At 55.1% G+C, this 15,437-nt stretch carries 15 protein-coding genes and 5 tRNA genes; 13 read left to right on the forward strand and 7 right to left on the reverse strand.

Annotation, left to right across the window (positions count from 1 at the left end; all coding sequences use genetic code 11):
* Positions 1–3: 3 nt before the first annotated feature.
* The 12 genes from tolR to pnuC all read left to right on the forward strand — a co-directional run bounded on the left by tolR (position 4) and on the right by pnuC (position 7,284).
* Positions 4–432, forward strand: a complete 429-nt coding sequence (gene tolR / locus NWV12_RS06135) for a colicin uptake protein TolR (protein WP_003858589.1) — start codon at positions 4–6, stop codon at positions 430–432.
* Between the two features lie 28 nt (positions 433–460).
* The gene (gene tolA / locus NWV12_RS06140; protein WP_048981068.1) at positions 461–1,747 is read left to right on the forward strand and encodes a cell envelope integrity protein TolA; all 1,287 of its coding nucleotides are present in this window, start codon (positions 461–463) and stop codon (positions 1,745–1,747) included.
* A 134-nt stretch (positions 1,748–1,881) separates the two neighbouring features.
* Positions 1,882–3,174, forward strand: a complete 1,293-nt coding sequence (gene tolB / locus NWV12_RS06145) for a Tol-Pal system beta propeller repeat protein TolB (protein ID WP_008501103.1) — start codon at positions 1,882–1,884, stop codon at positions 3,172–3,174.
* A gap of 35 nt (positions 3,175–3,209) precedes the next feature.
* Positions 3,210–3,731, forward strand: a complete 522-nt coding sequence (pal, locus tag NWV12_RS06150) for a peptidoglycan-associated lipoprotein Pal (RefSeq protein ID WP_003858578.1) — start codon at positions 3,210–3,212, stop codon at positions 3,729–3,731.
* A 9-nt stretch (positions 3,732–3,740) separates the two neighbouring features.
* On the forward strand, positions 3,741–4,535 hold the full coding sequence (gene cpoB, locus NWV12_RS06155) for a cell division protein CpoB (RefSeq protein WP_047061372.1): 795 nt from the start codon (positions 3,741–3,743) through the stop codon (positions 4,533–4,535).
* A gap of 161 nt (positions 4,536–4,696) precedes the next feature.
* Positions 4,697–4,772 (forward strand) — tRNA-Lys (locus tag NWV12_RS06160).
* Between the two features lie 126 nt (positions 4,773–4,898).
* Positions 4,899–4,974 (forward strand) — tRNA-Val (locus NWV12_RS06165).
* Between the two features lie 3 nt (positions 4,975–4,977).
* Positions 4,978–5,053, forward strand: a tRNA-Lys gene (locus NWV12_RS06170).
* A gap of 41 nt (positions 5,054–5,094) precedes the next feature.
* Positions 5,095–5,170, forward strand: a tRNA-Lys gene (locus NWV12_RS06175).
* A gap of 31 nt (positions 5,171–5,201) precedes the next feature.
* Positions 5,202–5,277 (forward strand) — tRNA-Lys (locus tag NWV12_RS06180).
* A gap of 222 nt (positions 5,278–5,499) precedes the next feature.
* Positions 5,500–6,543 carry a quinolinate synthase NadA gene (nadA, locus tag NWV12_RS06185; protein WP_048980890.1) on the forward strand — a complete coding sequence of 348 codons (1,044 nt, stop codon included), beginning with the start codon at positions 5,500–5,502 and terminating at the stop codon, positions 6,541–6,543.
* 21 nt (positions 6,544–6,564) lie between these two features.
* The gene (gene pnuC, locus NWV12_RS06190) at positions 6,565–7,284 is read left to right on the forward strand and encodes a nicotinamide riboside transporter PnuC (protein ID WP_047061376.1); all 720 of its coding nucleotides are present in this window, start codon (positions 6,565–6,567) and stop codon (positions 7,282–7,284) included.
* On the opposite strand, the gene zitB is transcribed toward pnuC, so the two are convergent.
* Both zitB and NWV12_RS06200 read right to left on the reverse strand, forming a co-directional pair.
* Positions 7,281–8,219 (reverse strand): CDF family zinc transporter ZitB, encoded by a 939-nt coding sequence (gene zitB / locus NWV12_RS06195; protein WP_048980887.1) that lies wholly within the window; start codon positions 8,217–8,219, stop codon positions 7,281–7,283. The two genes, pnuC and zitB, sit on opposite strands and share 4 nt — an antisense overlap.
* Before the next feature lie 105 nt (positions 8,220–8,324).
* Complete coding sequence (locus tag NWV12_RS06200; RefSeq protein ID WP_032661161.1) at positions 8,325–8,705, reverse strand: protein YbgS; 381 nt, start codon at positions 8,703–8,705, stop codon at positions 8,325–8,327.
* A 304-nt stretch (positions 8,706–9,009) separates the two neighbouring features.
* On the opposite strand from NWV12_RS06200, the gene aroG reads away from it, so the two are divergent.
* The gene (aroG, locus tag NWV12_RS06205) at positions 9,010–10,062 is read left to right on the forward strand and encodes a 3-deoxy-7-phosphoheptulonate synthase AroG (protein WP_024908788.1); all 1,053 of its coding nucleotides are present in this window, start codon (positions 9,010–9,012) and stop codon (positions 10,060–10,062) included.
* 61 nt (positions 10,063–10,123) lie between these two features.
* Here aroG and gpmA read toward each other — a convergent pair whose 3' ends face one another.
* The 5 genes from gpmA to galE all read right to left on the reverse strand — a co-directional run bounded on the left by gpmA (position 10,124) and on the right by galE (position 15,341).
* Positions 10,124–10,876, reverse strand: coding sequence for a 2,3-diphosphoglycerate-dependent phosphoglycerate mutase (gene gpmA, locus NWV12_RS06210; protein ID WP_023310804.1), 753 nt, complete (start codon positions 10,874–10,876; stop codon positions 10,124–10,126).
* Between the two features lie 206 nt (positions 10,877–11,082).
* Positions 11,083–12,123, reverse strand: coding sequence for a galactose-1-epimerase (gene galM, locus NWV12_RS06215; RefSeq protein WP_048980885.1), 1,041 nt, complete (start codon positions 12,121–12,123; stop codon positions 11,083–11,085).
* Positions 12,117–13,265 (reverse strand): galactokinase, encoded by a 1,149-nt coding sequence (gene galK / locus NWV12_RS06220; protein ID WP_029739550.1) that lies wholly within the window; start codon positions 13,263–13,265, stop codon positions 12,117–12,119. The genes galM and galK overlap by 7 nt, the downstream gene beginning before the upstream one ends.
* Before the next feature lie 3 nt (positions 13,266–13,268).
* Positions 13,269–14,315: a galactose-1-phosphate uridylyltransferase gene (galT, locus tag NWV12_RS06225; protein WP_048980884.1), complete on the reverse strand. Its 1,047-nt coding sequence runs from the start codon at positions 14,313–14,315 to the stop codon at positions 13,269–13,271.
* A 9-nt stretch (positions 14,316–14,324) separates the two neighbouring features.
* The gene (gene galE / locus NWV12_RS06230; protein ID WP_023334950.1) at positions 14,325–15,341 is read right to left on the reverse strand and encodes a UDP-glucose 4-epimerase GalE; all 1,017 of its coding nucleotides are present in this window, start codon (positions 15,339–15,341) and stop codon (positions 14,325–14,327) included.
* Between the last annotated feature and the right edge of the window lie 96 nt (positions 15,342–15,437).

Below are 15,437 nucleotides of genomic sequence, written 5' to 3' on the forward strand. Positions count from 1 at the left end.
ACCATGGCCAGATCGCGTGGACGAGGTCGTCGCGAGCTCAAGTCCGAAATCAATATCGTTCCACTGCTGGACGTCCTGCTGGTACTGCTGCTGATCTTCATGGCGACAGCGCCAATCATTACTCAGAGCGTGGAAGTGGATCTGCCGGATGCGACAGAATCACAGGCGGTGAGCACCAATGACGATCCTCCGGTTATCATTGAGGTTTCCGGCGTAGGGCAATACAGCGTCGTGGTAGAGAAAGATCGTATGGATCAGCTGCCGCCTGAGCAGGTTATTGCTGAAGCGCAGCGTCGTCTGGAGTCAAATCCGAAAACGGTCTTCTTAATCGGTGGCGCGAAAGACGTACCCTACGATGAAATTATTAAAGCGCTGAACTTGCTACATAGTGCGGGTGTTAAGTCAGTTGGCTTAATGACCCAACCTATTTGATCATCCGCGTAGTTTTTGGGAACCGATAGTGTCAAAGGCAACCGAACAGAACGACAAGCTTAAGCGAGCGATAATCGTCTCCGCAGTGCTGCACGTGATTCTCTTTGCAGCGCTGATCTGGAGTTCGTTCGACGAGCATATTGATGCATCAGCCGGCGGCGGTGGAGGGTCTTCCATTGACGCCGTGATGGTGGATCCCGGTGCGGTAGTACAGAACTATAATCGCGAACAGCAGCAGAAGGCGAGTGCCAAACGGGCTGAAGAGCAGCGTGAAAAACAGTCGCAACAGCAGGCGGAAGAACTGCGTGAAAAGCAGGCCGCAGAGCAGGAGCGTCTGAAGCAGCTTGAGAAAGAGCGTTTGCAGGCGCAGGAAGCTGCGAAAGAGCAGGCGGAACAGCAGAAGCAAGCCGAAGAGGCCGCGAAGAAAGCACAGGAACAGCAAAAGCAGGCGGAAGAGGCGGCAGCAAAAGCCGCAGCGGACGCGAAAGCACAGGCTGATGCCCAGGCAAAATTAGCGGCAGAAGCGGCGAAGAAAGCCGCTGCCGATGCTCAGAAGAAAGCTGAAGCGGAAGCCGCGAAGAAAGCCGCAGCCGATGCTCAGAAGAAAGCTGAAGCGGAAGCCGCGAAGAAAGCCGCTGCCGATGCTCAGAAGAAAGCCGAAGCGGAAGCCGCGAAAAAAGCCGCTCAGGAAGCAGAGAAGAAAGCTGCTGCCGAGGCCGCGAAGAAAGCGGCTGCTGCTGAGAAAGCGGCTGCAGAAAAAGCTGCCGCCGCTGAAAAAGCCGCTGCCGATAAAAAAGCTGCAGCTGAGAAGGCTGCAGCCGATAAGAAAGCTTCAGCTGAGAAGGCCGCTGCCGATAAGAAAGCTGCTGCTGATAAAGCGGCGGCCAAAAAGGCCGCGGCTGCTGAAAAAGCCGCTGCTGCCGCAGGGGTTGACGATCTGCTGGGCGATTTAAGCTCCGGTAAGAATGCACCGAAAACGGGCGGTGGGGCGAAAGGAAACAACGCAGCGCCGACGGGAAGTGGTAACACTAAGAGTAACGGTGCGACAGGGGCTGAAATCAACGGTTATGCCGCGCAGATTAAATCCGCTATTGAAAGCCGATTCTATGATGCGTCTTCCTATACCGGTAAAACGTGTACGTTGCGTATAAAACTGGCTCCGGACGGCATGCTGCTGGATATCAAGTCTGAAGGTGGCGACCCGGCTTTATGTACTGCGGCCCTGGCTGCAGCGCGTCAGGCGAAGATGCCTAAACCGCCGTCTCAGGCAGTTTACGAAGTCTTCAAAAATGCGCCGCTGGACTTCAAACCTTAAGTTACATTTTCCCCGTGCAAACGGGGAAAAATAGACCAGGTTTAGTCACAGGGTTCTGGTAGTTTTGTCTATTTGAGTTTGTTAACATTCTGCTAAATTATCGTGGGTAAGGTTACCCGGATAAGGGAGATATGATGAAGCAGGCATTACGTGTAGCATTTAGTTTTTTAATGCTGTGGGCAGCAGTACTGCACGCAGAAGTACGTATCGAGATCACCCAGGGGGTGGACTCGGCACGCCCAATCGGTGTTGTTCCGTTCCAGTGGGCCGGTCCTGGCGCTGCACCTGAAGATGCCGGTGGCATCGTGGCGGCTGACCTGCGTAACAGCGGTAAATTCAACCCGTTAGATCGTTCTCGTCTGCCTCAGCAGCCGGGCAGCGCGCAGGAAGTACAGCCTGCAGCATGGTCTGCACTGGGTATTGATGCCGTGGTTGTGGGTCAGGTTACGCCTAACCCGGACGGCTCTTACAACGTGGCCTGGCAGCTGGTGGATACCGGCGGTGCACCGGGTACCGTTCTGGCACAGAACTCTTACAAGGTCACTAAGCAGTACCTGCGCTACGCGGCACACGCTGCCAGCGATGCGGTATTTGAAAAACTGACCGGCATTAAAGGGGCGTTCCGTACCCGTATTGCTTATGTGGTACAGACCAACGGTGGTCAGTTCCCGTATGAGCTGCGCGTATCTGACTACGACGGCTACAACCAGTTCCTGGTGAAACGTTCTTCTCAGCCGCTGATGTCTCCAGCCTGGTCTCCGGACGGTTCTAAACTGGCCTATGTAACCTTCGAAAGCGGCCGTTCAGCGCTGGTTATCCAGACGCTGGCAAACGGAGCTGTTCGTCAGGTGGCGTCTTTCCCACGTCACAACGGTGCACCTTCCTTCTCTCCGGACGGGTCTAAACTGGCGTTTGCGCTGTCAAAAACCGGTAGCCTGAACCTGTACGTGATGGACATTGGCTCTGGCCAGATCCGTCAGGTGACCGACGGTCGCAGCAACAACACTGAACCTTCATGGTTCCCGGATAGTCAAAACCTGGCGTTTACTTCTGACCAGGCTGGCCGTCCACAAATCTATAAAGTCAACATCAACGGCGGTGCTCCGCAGCGTATTACCTGGGAAGGTTCGCAGAACCAGAACTCAGACGTGAGCAGCGACGGTAAATTTATGGTAATGGTGAGCTCCAACGGTGGGCAGCAGCACATTGCCAAACAGGATCTGGTAGCGGGTGGCGTTCAAGTTCTGTCGTCAACGTTCCTGGATGAAACGCCAAGTCTGGCACCTAACGGCACGATGGTAATCTACAGCTCTTCTCAGGGGATGGGATCTGTGCTGAATCTGGTTTCTACAGATGGGCGTTTCAAAGCGCGTATTCCGGCAACTGATGGACAGGTAAAATCACCTGCCTGGTCGCCGTATCTGTAAATAATAATTAATTGATTACTAAAGGAATCATAGAAATGCAACTGAACAAAGTGCTGAAGGGGCTGATGATCGCTCTGCCTGTAATGGCAATCGCAGCGTGTTCTTCTAACAAGAACGCCAGCAATGACCAGAGCGGCGAAGGCATGATGGGTGCCGGCACCGGTATGGACGCGAACGGCAATGGCAACATGTCTTCTGAAGAGCAGGCGCGTCTTCAGATGCAGCAGCTGCAGCAGAACAACATCGTTTACTTCGATCTGGATAAATACGACATCCGTTCTGACTTCGCTGCGATGCTGGACGCTCACGCTAACTTCCTGCGTAGCAACCCATCTTACAAAGTCACCGTAGAAGGTCACGCGGACGAACGTGGTACTCCAGAGTACAACATCTCCCTGGGTGAACGTCGTGCTAACGCTGTTAAAATGTACCTGCAGGGTAAAGGCGTTTCTGCTGACCAGATCTCCATCGTTTCTTACGGTAAAGAAAAACCTGCAGTACTGGGTCACGACGAAGCGGCTTACTCCAAAAACCGTCGTGCCGTACTGGTTTACTAAGAGAATTGCATGAGCAGTAACTTCAGACATCATCTGTTGAGTCTGTCGTTACTGGTTGGAATAGCGGCCCCCTGGGCCGCTTTTGCTCAGGCACCAATCAGTAGTGTCGGCTCAGGCTCGGTAGAAGACCGGGTCACTCAACTCGAGCGTATTTCTAACGCTCACAGCCAGCTTTTAACCCAACTCCAGCAACAACTTTCTGATAACCAAAACGATATTGACTCTCTCCGCGGCCAGATTCAGGAAAGCCAGTATCAGTTGAACCAGGTTGTGGAACGTCAGAAGCAGATTTTGCTGCAGATGGATAGTCTGAGCAGCGGTGGTGCAGCAGCACAAGCACAGCCAGCCGCGGGCGATCAGACCGGTGCGGCGACATCAGCTCCGGCTGCGGATGCTTCTGCTGCAACAGGTGCGCCTGTACAGAGCGGTGACGCGAATACGGACTACAACGCGGCCATTGCCCTGGTGCAGGATCAATCTCGTCAGGATGACGCGCTTGCTGCGTTTCAGAACTTTGTTAAGAAATACCCTGATTCCACTTATCAGCCAAATGCGAATTACTGGCTCGGTCAGCTGAATTACAACAAGGGTAAAAAGGACGATGCGGCGTTTTATTTTGCCTCAGTGGTGAAAAATTACCCGAAATCGCCAAAAGCGCCTGATGCGATGTATAAAGTGGGCGTCATCATGCAGGACAAAGGCGACACTGCGAAAGCCAAAGCGGTTTACCAGCAGGTGGTCTCCAAATTCCCGGGTACCGAAGGTGCTAAGCAGGCGCAAAAACGTCTGAATTCGATGGGATGATTATCGCATGACCAGAAATCGCGTTATTTCTGGTCGTGCAGCATGATTCGTAAGCAGTTAAGTGATCTTCATCGAAATTTTTGTTGCGCTGAATTCTTAAATCAGTAATATATGCCGCCGTTGCCACGGGATATCAAACAACGTGAAAACAGCGTAAAAGTGGGTCGTTAGCTCAGTTGGTAGAGCAGTTGACTTTTAATCAATTGGTCGCAGGTTCGAATCCTGCACGACCCACCACTAAGTCAGGTGGAAGTAGTAGTAAAACGTGAAGGATAACGTTGCGTCAGCAACGGCCCATAGGGCGAGGCGAAGCCGAGTCATCCTGCACGACCCACCACTTAACGCACAGCAGCAGTACAGAGTGGGTGATTAGCTCAGTTGGTAGAGCATCTCCTTTACACGGAGGGGGTCGGCGGTTCGAGCCCGTCATCACCCACCACTCGGGTCGTTAGCTCAGTTGGTAGAGCAGTTGACTTTTAATCAATTGGTCGCAGGTTCGAATCCTGCACGACCCACCAATTTTATTGGTTCCGAGTGATAATTCAGGCAACACCCAAAAGGGTCGTTAGCTCAGTTGGTAGAGCAGTTGACTTTTAATCAATTGGTCGCAGGTTCGAATCCTGCACGACCCACCAGCCTGAATAAATTTGAAGTACATCCCGCAAGGGGTCGTTAGCTCAGTTGGTAGAGCAGTTGACTTTTAATCAATTGGTCGCAGGTTCGAATCCTGCACGACCCACCAGTGTAGAAAGGCGCCCTAAAGGCGCCTTTTTGCTATCTGCCGTCTGTGCAGGTCGGGCAAGGCGAATCCGCCAGCCGACAAATGCTATCCGCACCTATTTCCGGTGACTTTTCCTCTCATATTCGCTATCTTGTTTAGTATACAAAACACAATTGCCATGCGTTTTGCTATGTCATGCAAAAGAAAGGCAATATTGTTAAGCCCGTAAAACGAGAAGCCATAATGAGTGTGATGTTTGATCCTGAAGCCGCAATCTATCCGTTTCCGCCAAAGCCTGTCCCGCTGAGCCAGGACGAAAAGCAATTCTACCGTGAGAAGATCAAACGTCTTCTCAAAGAACGAGATGCGGTGATGGTGGCCCATTACTACACCGACCCGGAAATTCAGCAGCTGGCGGAAGAGACCGGCGGCTGTATTTCTGACTCACTGGAGATGGCACGCTTCGGTGCAAAACATCCTGCTTCCACGCTGCTGGTTGCTGGCGTGCGTTTTATGGGCGAAACGGCAAAGATCCTGAGCCCTGAAAAAACCATTCTGATGCCGACGCTTAATGCGGAGTGTTCACTGGATCTCGGCTGCCCGATTGACGAATTCACGGCCTTCTGTGACGCCTACCCCGACCGGACCGTGGTGGTTTACGCCAACACCTCTGCGGCGGTAAAAGCGCGGGCAGACTGGGTTGTCACCTCCAGCATCGCCGTTGAGCTGATTGAACATCTGGATAGCCTGGGCGAGAAAATTATCTGGGCGCCTGACCGCCATCTTGGAAATTATGTCCAGAAGCAGACAGGGGCTGACGTTCTCTGCTGGCAGGGTGCCTGCATTGTGCACGACGAATTCAAAACCCAGGCGCTGGCGCGCATGAAGGCACTTTATCCTGACGCCGCGATTCTTGTTCACCCTGAATCACCGCAGTCTATTGTCGAGATGGCGGACGCCGTGGGCTCAACCAGCCAGCTTATCAACGCGGCCAGAACGCTGCCTAACAGGCAGCTCATCGTGGCAACCGATCGCGGTATCTTCTACAAGATGCAGCAGGCCGTGCCGGAGAAAGAGCTCCTTGAAGCGCCAACGGCGGGCGAGGGCGCAACGTGTCGCAGCTGTGCGCATTGTCCGTGGATGGCTATGAACGGCCTGAAGGCCATTGCCGAAGGGCTCGAGACGGGCGGGGCAGCACATGAAATCCATGTGGATGCCGCCCTGCGTGAAGGTGCATTAATTCCGCTTAACCGCATGCTGGATTTTGCGGCTACACTACGTACTTAATTCAAAACGACCGGGGAAAAGATGGATTTTTTTAGCACGCAGAACATTCTGGTTCATATACCGATTGGTGCAGGTGGCTATGACCTGTCATGGATTGAGGCCGTTGGCACGCTGGCGGGATTACTCTGTATCTGGCTGGCAAGCCTGGAGAAGATTAGCAACTACGCGTTCGGGCTGATTAACGTTACGCTGTTTGCGATTATCTTCTTCCAGATCCAGCTGTACGCCAGCCTGCTTTTGCAGCTGTTCTTCTTCGCCGCCAATATTTACGGCTGGTACGCGTGGTCGCGTCAGAACAGCCAGCAGGAGGCAGAACTGCAGATCCGCTGGCTTCCATTGCCGAAAGCCATCGCCTGGTTTGTCGCCTGCGTGGTCGCCATTGGTTTAATGACCGTCTATATCAACCCGGTGTTTGCGTTCCTGACCCGCGTTGCCGTTTCGGTCATGTCCGGTTTCGGCCTGAACGTGACGATGCCCGAGCTCCAGCCGGATGCCTTCCCGTTCTGGGATTCCTGCATGATGGTGCTGTCGATTGCGGCGATGATCCTGATGACCCGTAAATACGTTGAGAACTGGCTGCTGTGGGTGATCATCAACGTGATCAGCGTGGCGATCTTCGCCCTGCAGGGCGTCTATGCGATGTCGCTGGAATATCTGCTGCTGACTTTCATCGCGCTGAACGGCAGCCGGATGTGGATTAAGAGCGCGCGTGAGCGAGGTTCTCACGCGCTTTCCAGCTAGTGGTGATGCTGATGTGAATATCCGGACTGCGCCTCGTTAAGGTGGCAGTCCGGCCCGTTACAGGGCTGATACTCCATCTGGATGGTGGCGTGGCCAATTTCGTAGTGATGTTCAAGAAAATGCTGGATGCGTTCAAGCAGCGCATCGTGGTCGTGAGGCGGGATCACCTGGACGTGCAGCGTCATGACCGGTTTTTCCCCCACCAGCCAGACGTGCACGTGATGAACATTGCGGACTTCCGGGACTGAACGGCGCAGGTTGCGCTTCAGCTCGTCAATATCCATCGATGCCGGTGCCCCTTCAAGCAGTTCATTCACGCTCTCCTTCAGCAGTCGCCAGGCGCTGCGCAAGACCAGACATGACACCAGCACGGACAGAATCGGATCGACAGGCGTCCAGCCGGTGTAGAGGATCACCAGCGCGGCGACAATCGCCCCGACTGAGCCGAGTAAATCACCCAGAACATGCAGAGCCGCAGCGCGCACGTTGAGGTTCTTTTCCCCGCTGCCGCGGTGCAAAATCCAGAAGGCGAGGATATTCGCCAGCAGCCCCGCCACGGCAATCACCATCATTGTCGCCCCGGCGATCGGCTGCGGGTGTCTGAAGCGCTGTACGGCCTCCCAGACGATAAGAACGGTAATGACCACCAGCGCAATGGCGTTAACAAACGCGGCGAGGGTTGTTAGCCTCAGCCAGCCGAAGGTATGGCGCGCATTGGGAGGACGACGCGCAAACTGCACCGCTAGCAGGGCGAAGAGCAGCGCTGCGGCATCGGTCAGCATATGCCCGGCATCAGCCAGTAGCGCCAGAGAGCCGGAAATCAGGCCGCCAATGACCTCGATAACCATAAACGTTGCCGTGACGCCAAAGGCCAGCATCAGTCGTTTAGCGTTGTCGTTGCCGGGAGAGGGTGAGTGGGAATGGGAGTGCGCCATGTCTGCTTTCCTGATGTGTTATTGTTTTTAGTGTAGCGTTTTTAATAGGTTACTCCAAAAAGAAAGGAGAGCCAGAGCTCTCCTTTTTCTTACCGAACATCCCCATTACTGGGTGGTGCCATCGGTTTTGGTATTCGCGTCGTTTCCTACTTTGTCATTAGGGTCAGGGCATTTGCCGTCCTTGCACATTGAGTTCTTATGAACCTCGTCCGAACTCATATTGTCATGATTCATGGTGCCGGAGCCGCTGCCGTTGGGATGCAGCATGGTACCTCCGGTGTTAGTGTTGCCGGTATTGATCTGGCTGTTGTCGACATTATTCGGGGCGATATTCTGTTTCGCATCAGGTGCGGGCTGGCCTGCTGCCGCAGCGGCATTCGCATCACCGTTGCTGTCTGATGTGCCCGTTTCCGCGGCCAGGACGCTGCCGCTGGCCAGAGTGAGTGTGGCGGTCAGGAAGAGGGTTGCCAGTTTTGTCATTTTCATCATGGTGCTCCTGTTCTTGTCGTTACGCTGGATAACATTCTCCAACAGTGCATCTTTTTCTGAGGCGAAAGATTCCGCCTTACGGACTTACGTCAGTAGGGAATCGCGTTTAAGCGTGTAAAATTGGTTGTTACAGTTAAAAAGCTTAGGTTAGATCTCATTTTTCGCTATTTTGTGGCGATTTTTAGGCGAATTCCAGGAATTATCTGCGTGAAGTGTAAAACCGTGTTTACACTTCCTGGTCGACAAGATAGATTGAAAGGATTGCTTTCATTACTAAAGATATGGCAGAGCTGGAAAGAAAATGAATTATCAGAACGACGATTTACGTATTAAAGAGATCAATGAGTTATTACCTCCTGTAGCGCTCCTTGAGAAATTCCCCGCCACTGAAAATGCCGCAAATACGGTTTCTCATGCTCGTAAAGCGATCCATAAGATCCTGAAAGGTAATGACGATCGTCTTCTGGTGGTGATTGGTCCGTGCTCTATTCACGATCCTGCAGCTGCGAAAGAGTACGCAGCCCGTCTGCTCACCCTCCGTGAAGAGCTGAAGGATGAGCTGGAAATCGTGATGCGCGTTTATTTTGAAAAACCGCGCACCACCGTGGGCTGGAAAGGGCTGATTAACGATCCGCATATGGATAACAGCTTCCAGATCAACGACGGCCTGCGCATTGCGCGCAAGCTGCTGCTGGAGATCAACGACAGCGGCCTGCCTGCGGCCGGTGAATTCCTCGACATGATTACGCCACAATATCTGGCAGACCTGATGAGCTGGGGCGCAATCGGTGCCCGCACAACCGAATCTCAGGTTCACCGTGAGCTGGCGTCCGGTCTTTCTTGCCCGGTGGGTTTCAAAAACGGCACTGACGGCACCATTAAGGTGGCTATCGACGCCATCAACGCAGCGGGTGCGCCGCACTGCTTCCTGTCCGTGACCAAATGGGGCCATTCCGCCATCGTTAACACCAGCGGTAACGGTGACTGCCATATCATTCTGCGCGGCGGCAAAGAGCCGAACTACAGCGCGAAACACGTGGCGGAAGTGAAGGTCGGGCTGGAAAAAGCCGGGCTGCCACCGCAGGTGATGATCGATTTCAGCCATGCCAACTCCAGCAAGCAGTTTAAAAAGCAGATGGAAGTGGGTGCAGACGTCTGCCAGCAGATTGCCGGCGGTGAGAAGGCGGTGATTGGGGTAATGATCGAAAGTCATCTGGTTGAAGGTAACCAGAACCTGGAAGGCAGCGAGCCGCTGGTGTATGGCAAAAGCGTCACCGATGCCTGCATTGGCTGGGACGATACCGATACCATCCTGCGTCAGCTGGCGAATGCGGTAAAAGCGCGCCGCGGCTGAATTCTCAGGCACAAATAAAAAAGCGCGGAAGGCTCCGCGCTTTTTTTATGCCTTGCGAAAGTTACTTCGCTTTACCCTGGTTCGCGACAGCCGCTGCTTTCGCCGCGATCTCTTCTGCGTTACCCAGATAGTAGTGTTTGATTGGCTTGAAGTTTTCGTCGAACTCATACACCAGCGGTACGCCGGTTGGGATGTTCAGTTCGAGGATTTCGTCTTCACCCATGTTGTCCAGGTATTTCACCAGCGCACGCAGGGAGTTACCGTGAGCAGCGATGATCACGCGCTCGCCGCTTTTCAGGCGTGGCAGAATGGTTTCGTTCCAGTAAGGCACAACGCGGTCGATGGTCAGCGCCAGGCTTTCGGTGGTTGGCAGCTCAGCGTCGGTCAGCTTCGCGTAGCGCGGGTCGTGGCCCGGGTAACGCTCGTCATCTTTGGTCAGTTCTGGTGGAGTGATTGCGAAGCCGCGACGCCACTGTTTAACCTGCTCATCGCCATATTTCTCAGCGGTTTCCGCTTTGTTCAGGCCCTGCAGCGCACCGTAGTGACGTTCGTTCAGTTTCCAGGACTTCTCAACCGGCAGCCAGGCCTGATCCAGTTCGTCCAGCACGTTCCACAGGGTGTGGATGGCACGTTTCAGCACAGAGGTGTAAGCAAAATCAAAGCTGAAGCCTTCTTCCTTCAGCAGTTTACCCGCTGCTTTTGCTTCGCTTACGCCTTTCTCAGATAGATCAACGTCGTACCAACCGGTAAAGCGGTTTTCGTTGTTCCACTGGCTTTCGCCGTGACGCACCAGGACCAGCTTAGTTATAGCCATCTCTTACTCCTCAAGCATTTTTAGAATGATAACAATTCTCATTATATTGCCGTGGCCGTGCCACCAGCAACGCTTAACCCTAACCATAGCGAAAATAGTCTCTGAGTGTAAGATGCTTGTGAATCCAGGGTTATGATTTTGTCTGCGATCGGCGCTATTTTCAGCAAGGCGCGCAGAAAAAAGCCCTCCGGAGGGAGGGCTGGATATTAATGTGGAATAAAATGATATTCCGTCATGCTCACGTACTCTTTACCCGTGCGCAGCACGCAGTCCGGCTGCGGCCATTCCGGATGGTTCGGGCTGTCCGGCAGGAACTCGCTCTCCAGCGCCAGGCCTTGCCAGTCGCTGTACTCATCATGTTCGCGCGCCGTCGTGCCGCCGAGGTAGTTGCCTGAGTAAAACTGCAGGGCAGGGGCAGTGGTATAAACCGTCATCTGCAGTTTCTCATCCGCAGACCAGACCTGCGCGGCAGGCTGTTTCACATCGCCTTTGGCCTGCAGCAGGAAAGCGTGGTCGTAGCCTTTCACCTTGCGCTGATCGTCATCACTCATGAAATCCTGGGCGATGGACTTCGCGCTGCGGAAGTCAAAGCTGGTGCCGCTCACGTCTTTAAGGCCCTGATACGGAATGCCCATCTCGTCAACCGGCAGATACGCATCCGCCAGGATCTGCAGCTTGTGCTCACGCACGTCGCACTGGTTACCGTCCAGATTAAAGTACGCGTGGTTGGTCAGGTTGACCGGACACGGCTTGTCGACCGTCGCACGGTATTCAATGGCGATACGGTTGTCGTCGGTCAGCGTAAAGCGCGCGGACGCGACAAGGTTCCCCGGGAAGCCCTGATCGCCATCAGGCGAATCCAGCGAGAACAGCACTTCGCCATCGTTTTGACGAACAATCTTCCAGCGGCGTTTATCAAACCCGTCCGGTCCGCCGTGCAGCTGGTTCTCACCCTGGCTTGGAAGCAGGGTGTACTGCACGCCGTCGAGTTCAAAACGGCTCTTCGCGATGCGGTTAGCATAGCGCCCGACGGACGCGCCCAGATAGGCGGACTGATTGACGTACTGCTCAGGCGAGGCGCAGCCGAGCAGTGTCTCGCGCACGCTGCCGTCCGGCATCGGTACGCGGGCAGAAAGAAGGGTTGCCCCCCAGTCCATCACCGTAACGACCATCCCCGCGCTGTTGCGCAGGGTTAACAGGCGATACGGCAGACCATCCGGTGCAAGGGTAGGTGTTTCGTTTAGCACTGTCCGGCTCCTTGTGATGCTTTACAAACATAGAAGGTTTCTTTGATACCCGTTTTTGCTTCGTACTGCTTCGCCACGGCATCCTGTACGGCAGGGACCAGCTCTTCTGGCACCAGCGCAACGATGCAGCCGCCAAAACCGCCGCCCGTCATGCGCACGCCGCCTTTGTCGCCAATGGTGGCTTTAACGATGTCCACCAGGGTGTCGATCTGCGGAACGGTGATTTCAAAATCATCGCGCATGGAGGCGTGAGATTCCGCCATCAGCTCACCCATGCGTTTCAGGTCACCTTTTGCCAGCGCGGACGCGGCTTCAACGGTACGGGCATTTTCCGTCAGCACGTGACGAACGCGTTTGGCGACAACCGGATCAAGCTCGTGCGCCACTTTGTTAAATTCATTGAGCGTCACGTCGCGCAGGGCAGGCTGCTGGAAGAAGCGGGCGCCGGTTTCGCACTGCTGGCGGCGGGTGTTGTATTCGCTGCCCACCAGCGTGCGCTTAAAGTTGCTGTTGACGATCACCACAGCCGCGCCTTTCGGCAGGGGAACGGCTTTGGTGCCCAGCGAGCGGCAATCAATTAACAGGGCATGCTCTTTTTTGCCCAGCGCGGAGATCAGCTGGTCCATAATGCCGCAGTTGCAGCCCACGAACTGGTTTTCTGCTTCCTGACCGTTCAGGGCGATTTGCGCGCCATCCAGCGGCAGATGATAAAGCTGCTGGAACACGGTGCCCACGGCGACTTCCAGCGACGCAGAGGAGCTTAAGCCCGCACCCTGCGGCACGTTGCCGCTGATAACTAAATCGGCACCGCCAAAGTTCTTGTTACGCTTCTGAAGGTGTTTCACCACGCCGCGCACGTAGTTAGACCACTGCTGGCTGTCGTGCGTCACAATCGGGGCATCGAGGGAAAACTCGTCCGTTTCATTACCGTAATCCGCCGCAATCACGCGAACTTTACGGTCGTCGCGCTTCGCGCAGCTGATGACGGTCTGGTAATCGATGGCGCACGGCAGCACGAAACCGTCGTTATAGTCGGTGTGTTCACCGATCAGGTTAACGCGGCCTGGCGCCTGAATAACGTGGGTGGCAGGGTAGCCAAATTTCTCAGCAAACAGGGATTGTGTTTTATCTTTCAGACTCATTTTTTAGACTCCTGATTCGCGATAGTGGACGTCGCTAACGGCACGCAGACGTTCTGCCGCCTGTTCCGCCGTCAGGTCACGCTGGGTTTCCGCCAGCATTTCATAGCCCACCATGAATTTACGCACCGTCGCAGAGCGCAGCAGCGGCGGATAGAAATGGGCGTGCAGCTGCCAGTGTTGATTCTCTTCGTCGTTAAACGGGGCGCCGTGCCAGCCCATGGAGTACGGGAAAGAGCACTGGAAGAGGTTGTCGTAACGGCTGGTCAGCTTTTTCAGCGCCAGGGCAAGGTCGTCGCGCTGCGCGTCGCTAAGATCGGTGATGCGCTGCACGTGCACTTTCGGCAGCAGCAGCGTTTCAAACGGCCAGGCGGCCCAGTAAGGGACGACGGCCAGCCAGTGTTCGGTTTCCACCACGGTGCGGCTGCCGTCGGCCAGCTCGCGCTGGGTGTAATCCACCAGCATCGGCGAACCGTTTTCCGCGTAATACGCTTTCTGTAGACGGTCCTCACGCTCGGCTTCGTTAGGCAGGAAGCTGTTCGCCCAGATCTGGCCGTGCGGGTGCGGGTTAGAGCAGCCCATGGCCGCGCCTTTGTTTTCGAACACCTGCACCCACGGATAGCTCTGCCCCAGCTCTGCGGTTTGCGCCTGCCAGGTGCTGACGACCTCTTTCAGCGCGTCCACGCTCAGCTCCGGCAGCGTTTTGCTGTGATCGGGCGAGAAGCAGATCACGCGGCTGGTTCCGCGCGCGCTTTCGCAGCGCATCAGCGGATCGTGGCTTTCCGGCGCGTCCGGCGTGTCGGTCATCAGCGCGGCAAAATCGTTGGTGAACACGAAGGTGCCTTTGTAGTCCGGGTTTTTATCCCCGGTGACGCGCGTGTTGCCCGGACAGAGGAAGCAGTCCGGGTCGTGCTGTGGCAGCGTCTGTTTTGCAGGCGTCTCCTGCGCCCCCTGCCAGGGGCGCTTGGCGCGATGCGGAGAAACCAAAATCCATTGCCCGCTTAACGGGTTAAAACGACGATGCGGATGATCGACGGGATTAAATTGCGTCATGACGGATCCTTAGTCCGGATAGCCTTGCGGGTGGCGTGACTGCCAGTGCCAGGTATCCTGTGCCATTTCATCAAGCGTGCGCGTCACACGCCAGTTGAGCTCTTTGTCGGCTTTGGTGGCATCGGCCCAGTAAGCAGGCAGGTCGCCATCTCGACGCGGAGCGAAGTGGTAGTTCACCGGCTTACCGCAGGCTTTGCTGAAGGCGTTAACCACGTCCAGCACGCTGCTGCCGACCCCGGCGCCGAGGTTGTAAATATGCACGCCCGGTTTGTTGGCCAGCTGCTGCATGGCCGCAACGTGACCGTCGGCCAGATCCATCACGTGGATGTAGTCGCGCACGCCGGTACCGTCTTCGGTAGGGTAGTCATTGCCAAAAATCGCCAGCGAGTCGCGGCGACCCACGGCAACCTGGGCGATATACGGCATCAGGTTGTTCGGGATGCCCTGCGGATCTTCACCCATATCGCCTGACGGATGCGCGCCGACCGGGTTGAAGTAGCGCAGCAGCGCGATGCTCCACTCCGGCTGCGCTTTTTGCAGGTCGGTCAGGATCTGCTCCACCATCAGCTTGCTTTTGCCGTACGGGCTTTGCGGGGTACCGGTCGGGAAGCTTTCAACGTAAGGGATTTTGGGCTGATCGCCGTAGACGGTGGCGGAGGAGCTAAAGATGAAGTTTTTGACGTTGGCCGCGCGCATGGCGGAGATGAGACGCAGAGTACCGTTGACGTTGTTGTCGTAATACTCGAGCGGCTTCGCAACGGATTCACCGACCGCTTTCAGACCCGCGAAGTGGATCACCGCTTCGATGGCGTGGTCGTGAAGGATCTCGGTCATCAGCGCTTCGTTGCGGATGTCGCCTTCCACGAAAGTCGGTTGTTTACCGCCAAGGCGTTCAATCACCGGCAGCACGCTGCGCTTACTGTTGCACAGGTTGTCGAGGATGATGACGTCGTGACCGTTTTGCAGCAGTTGCACGCAGGTATGACTACCTATGTAACCGCTACCACCTGTTACCAGAACTCGCATATTTCGCTCCATTGGGCTTATGGTATGTAATAACCATAGCATAACAGAGACGCGAAAAGTGTGACATGGGATAAAATAGTGGAATCGTTTACACTC

The organism is Enterobacter sp. Crenshaw (genome assembly GCF_024734705.1).
Classification (GTDB): domain Bacteria; phylum Pseudomonadota; class Gammaproteobacteria; order Enterobacterales; family Enterobacteriaceae; genus Enterobacter; species Enterobacter asburiae_B.

What these genes read in the sequence shown, in the direction of transcription:
- tolR (WP_003858589.1), top strand. Translation starts at nt 4, where the DNA reads ATGGCCAGATCGCGTGGACGAGGTCGTCGCGAGCTCAAGTCCGAAATC.
- tolB (WP_008501103.1), top strand. Translation starts at nt 1,882, where the DNA reads ATGAAGCAGGCATTACGTGTAGCATTTAGTTTTTTAATGCTGTGGGCA.
- pal (WP_003858578.1), top strand. Translation starts at nt 3,210, where the DNA reads ATGCAACTGAACAAAGTGCTGAAGGGGCTGATGATCGCTCTGCCTGTA.
- cpoB (WP_047061372.1), top strand. Translation starts at nt 3,741, where the DNA reads ATGAGCAGTAACTTCAGACATCATCTGTTGAGTCTGTCGTTACTGGTT.
- nadA (WP_048980890.1), top strand. Translation starts at nt 5,500, where the DNA reads ATGAGTGTGATGTTTGATCCTGAAGCCGCAATCTATCCGTTTCCGCCA.
- pnuC (WP_047061376.1), top strand. Translation starts at nt 6,565, where the DNA reads ATGGATTTTTTTAGCACGCAGAACATTCTGGTTCATATACCGATTGGT.
- zitB (WP_048980887.1), bottom strand. Translation starts at nt 8,219, where the DNA reads ATGGCGCACTCCCATTCCCACTCACCCTCTCCCGGCAACGACAACGCT.
- NWV12_RS06200 (WP_032661161.1), bottom strand. Translation starts at nt 8,705, where the DNA reads ATGAAAATGACAAAACTGGCAACCCTCTTCCTGACCGCCACACTCACT.
- aroG (WP_024908788.1), top strand. Translation starts at nt 9,010, where the DNA reads ATGAATTATCAGAACGACGATTTACGTATTAAAGAGATCAATGAGTTA.
- gpmA (WP_023310804.1), bottom strand. Translation starts at nt 10,876, where the DNA reads ATGGCTATAACTAAGCTGGTCCTGGTGCGTCACGGCGAAAGCCAGTGG.
- galK (WP_029739550.1), bottom strand. Translation starts at nt 13,265, where the DNA reads ATGAGTCTGAAAGATAAAACACAATCCCTGTTTGCTGAGAAATTTGGC.
- galT (WP_048980884.1), bottom strand. Translation starts at nt 14,315, where the DNA reads ATGACGCAATTTAATCCCGTCGATCATCCGCATCGTCGTTTTAACCCG.
- galE (WP_023334950.1), bottom strand. Translation starts at nt 15,341, where the DNA reads ATGCGAGTTCTGGTAACAGGTGGTAGCGGTTACATAGGTAGTCATACC.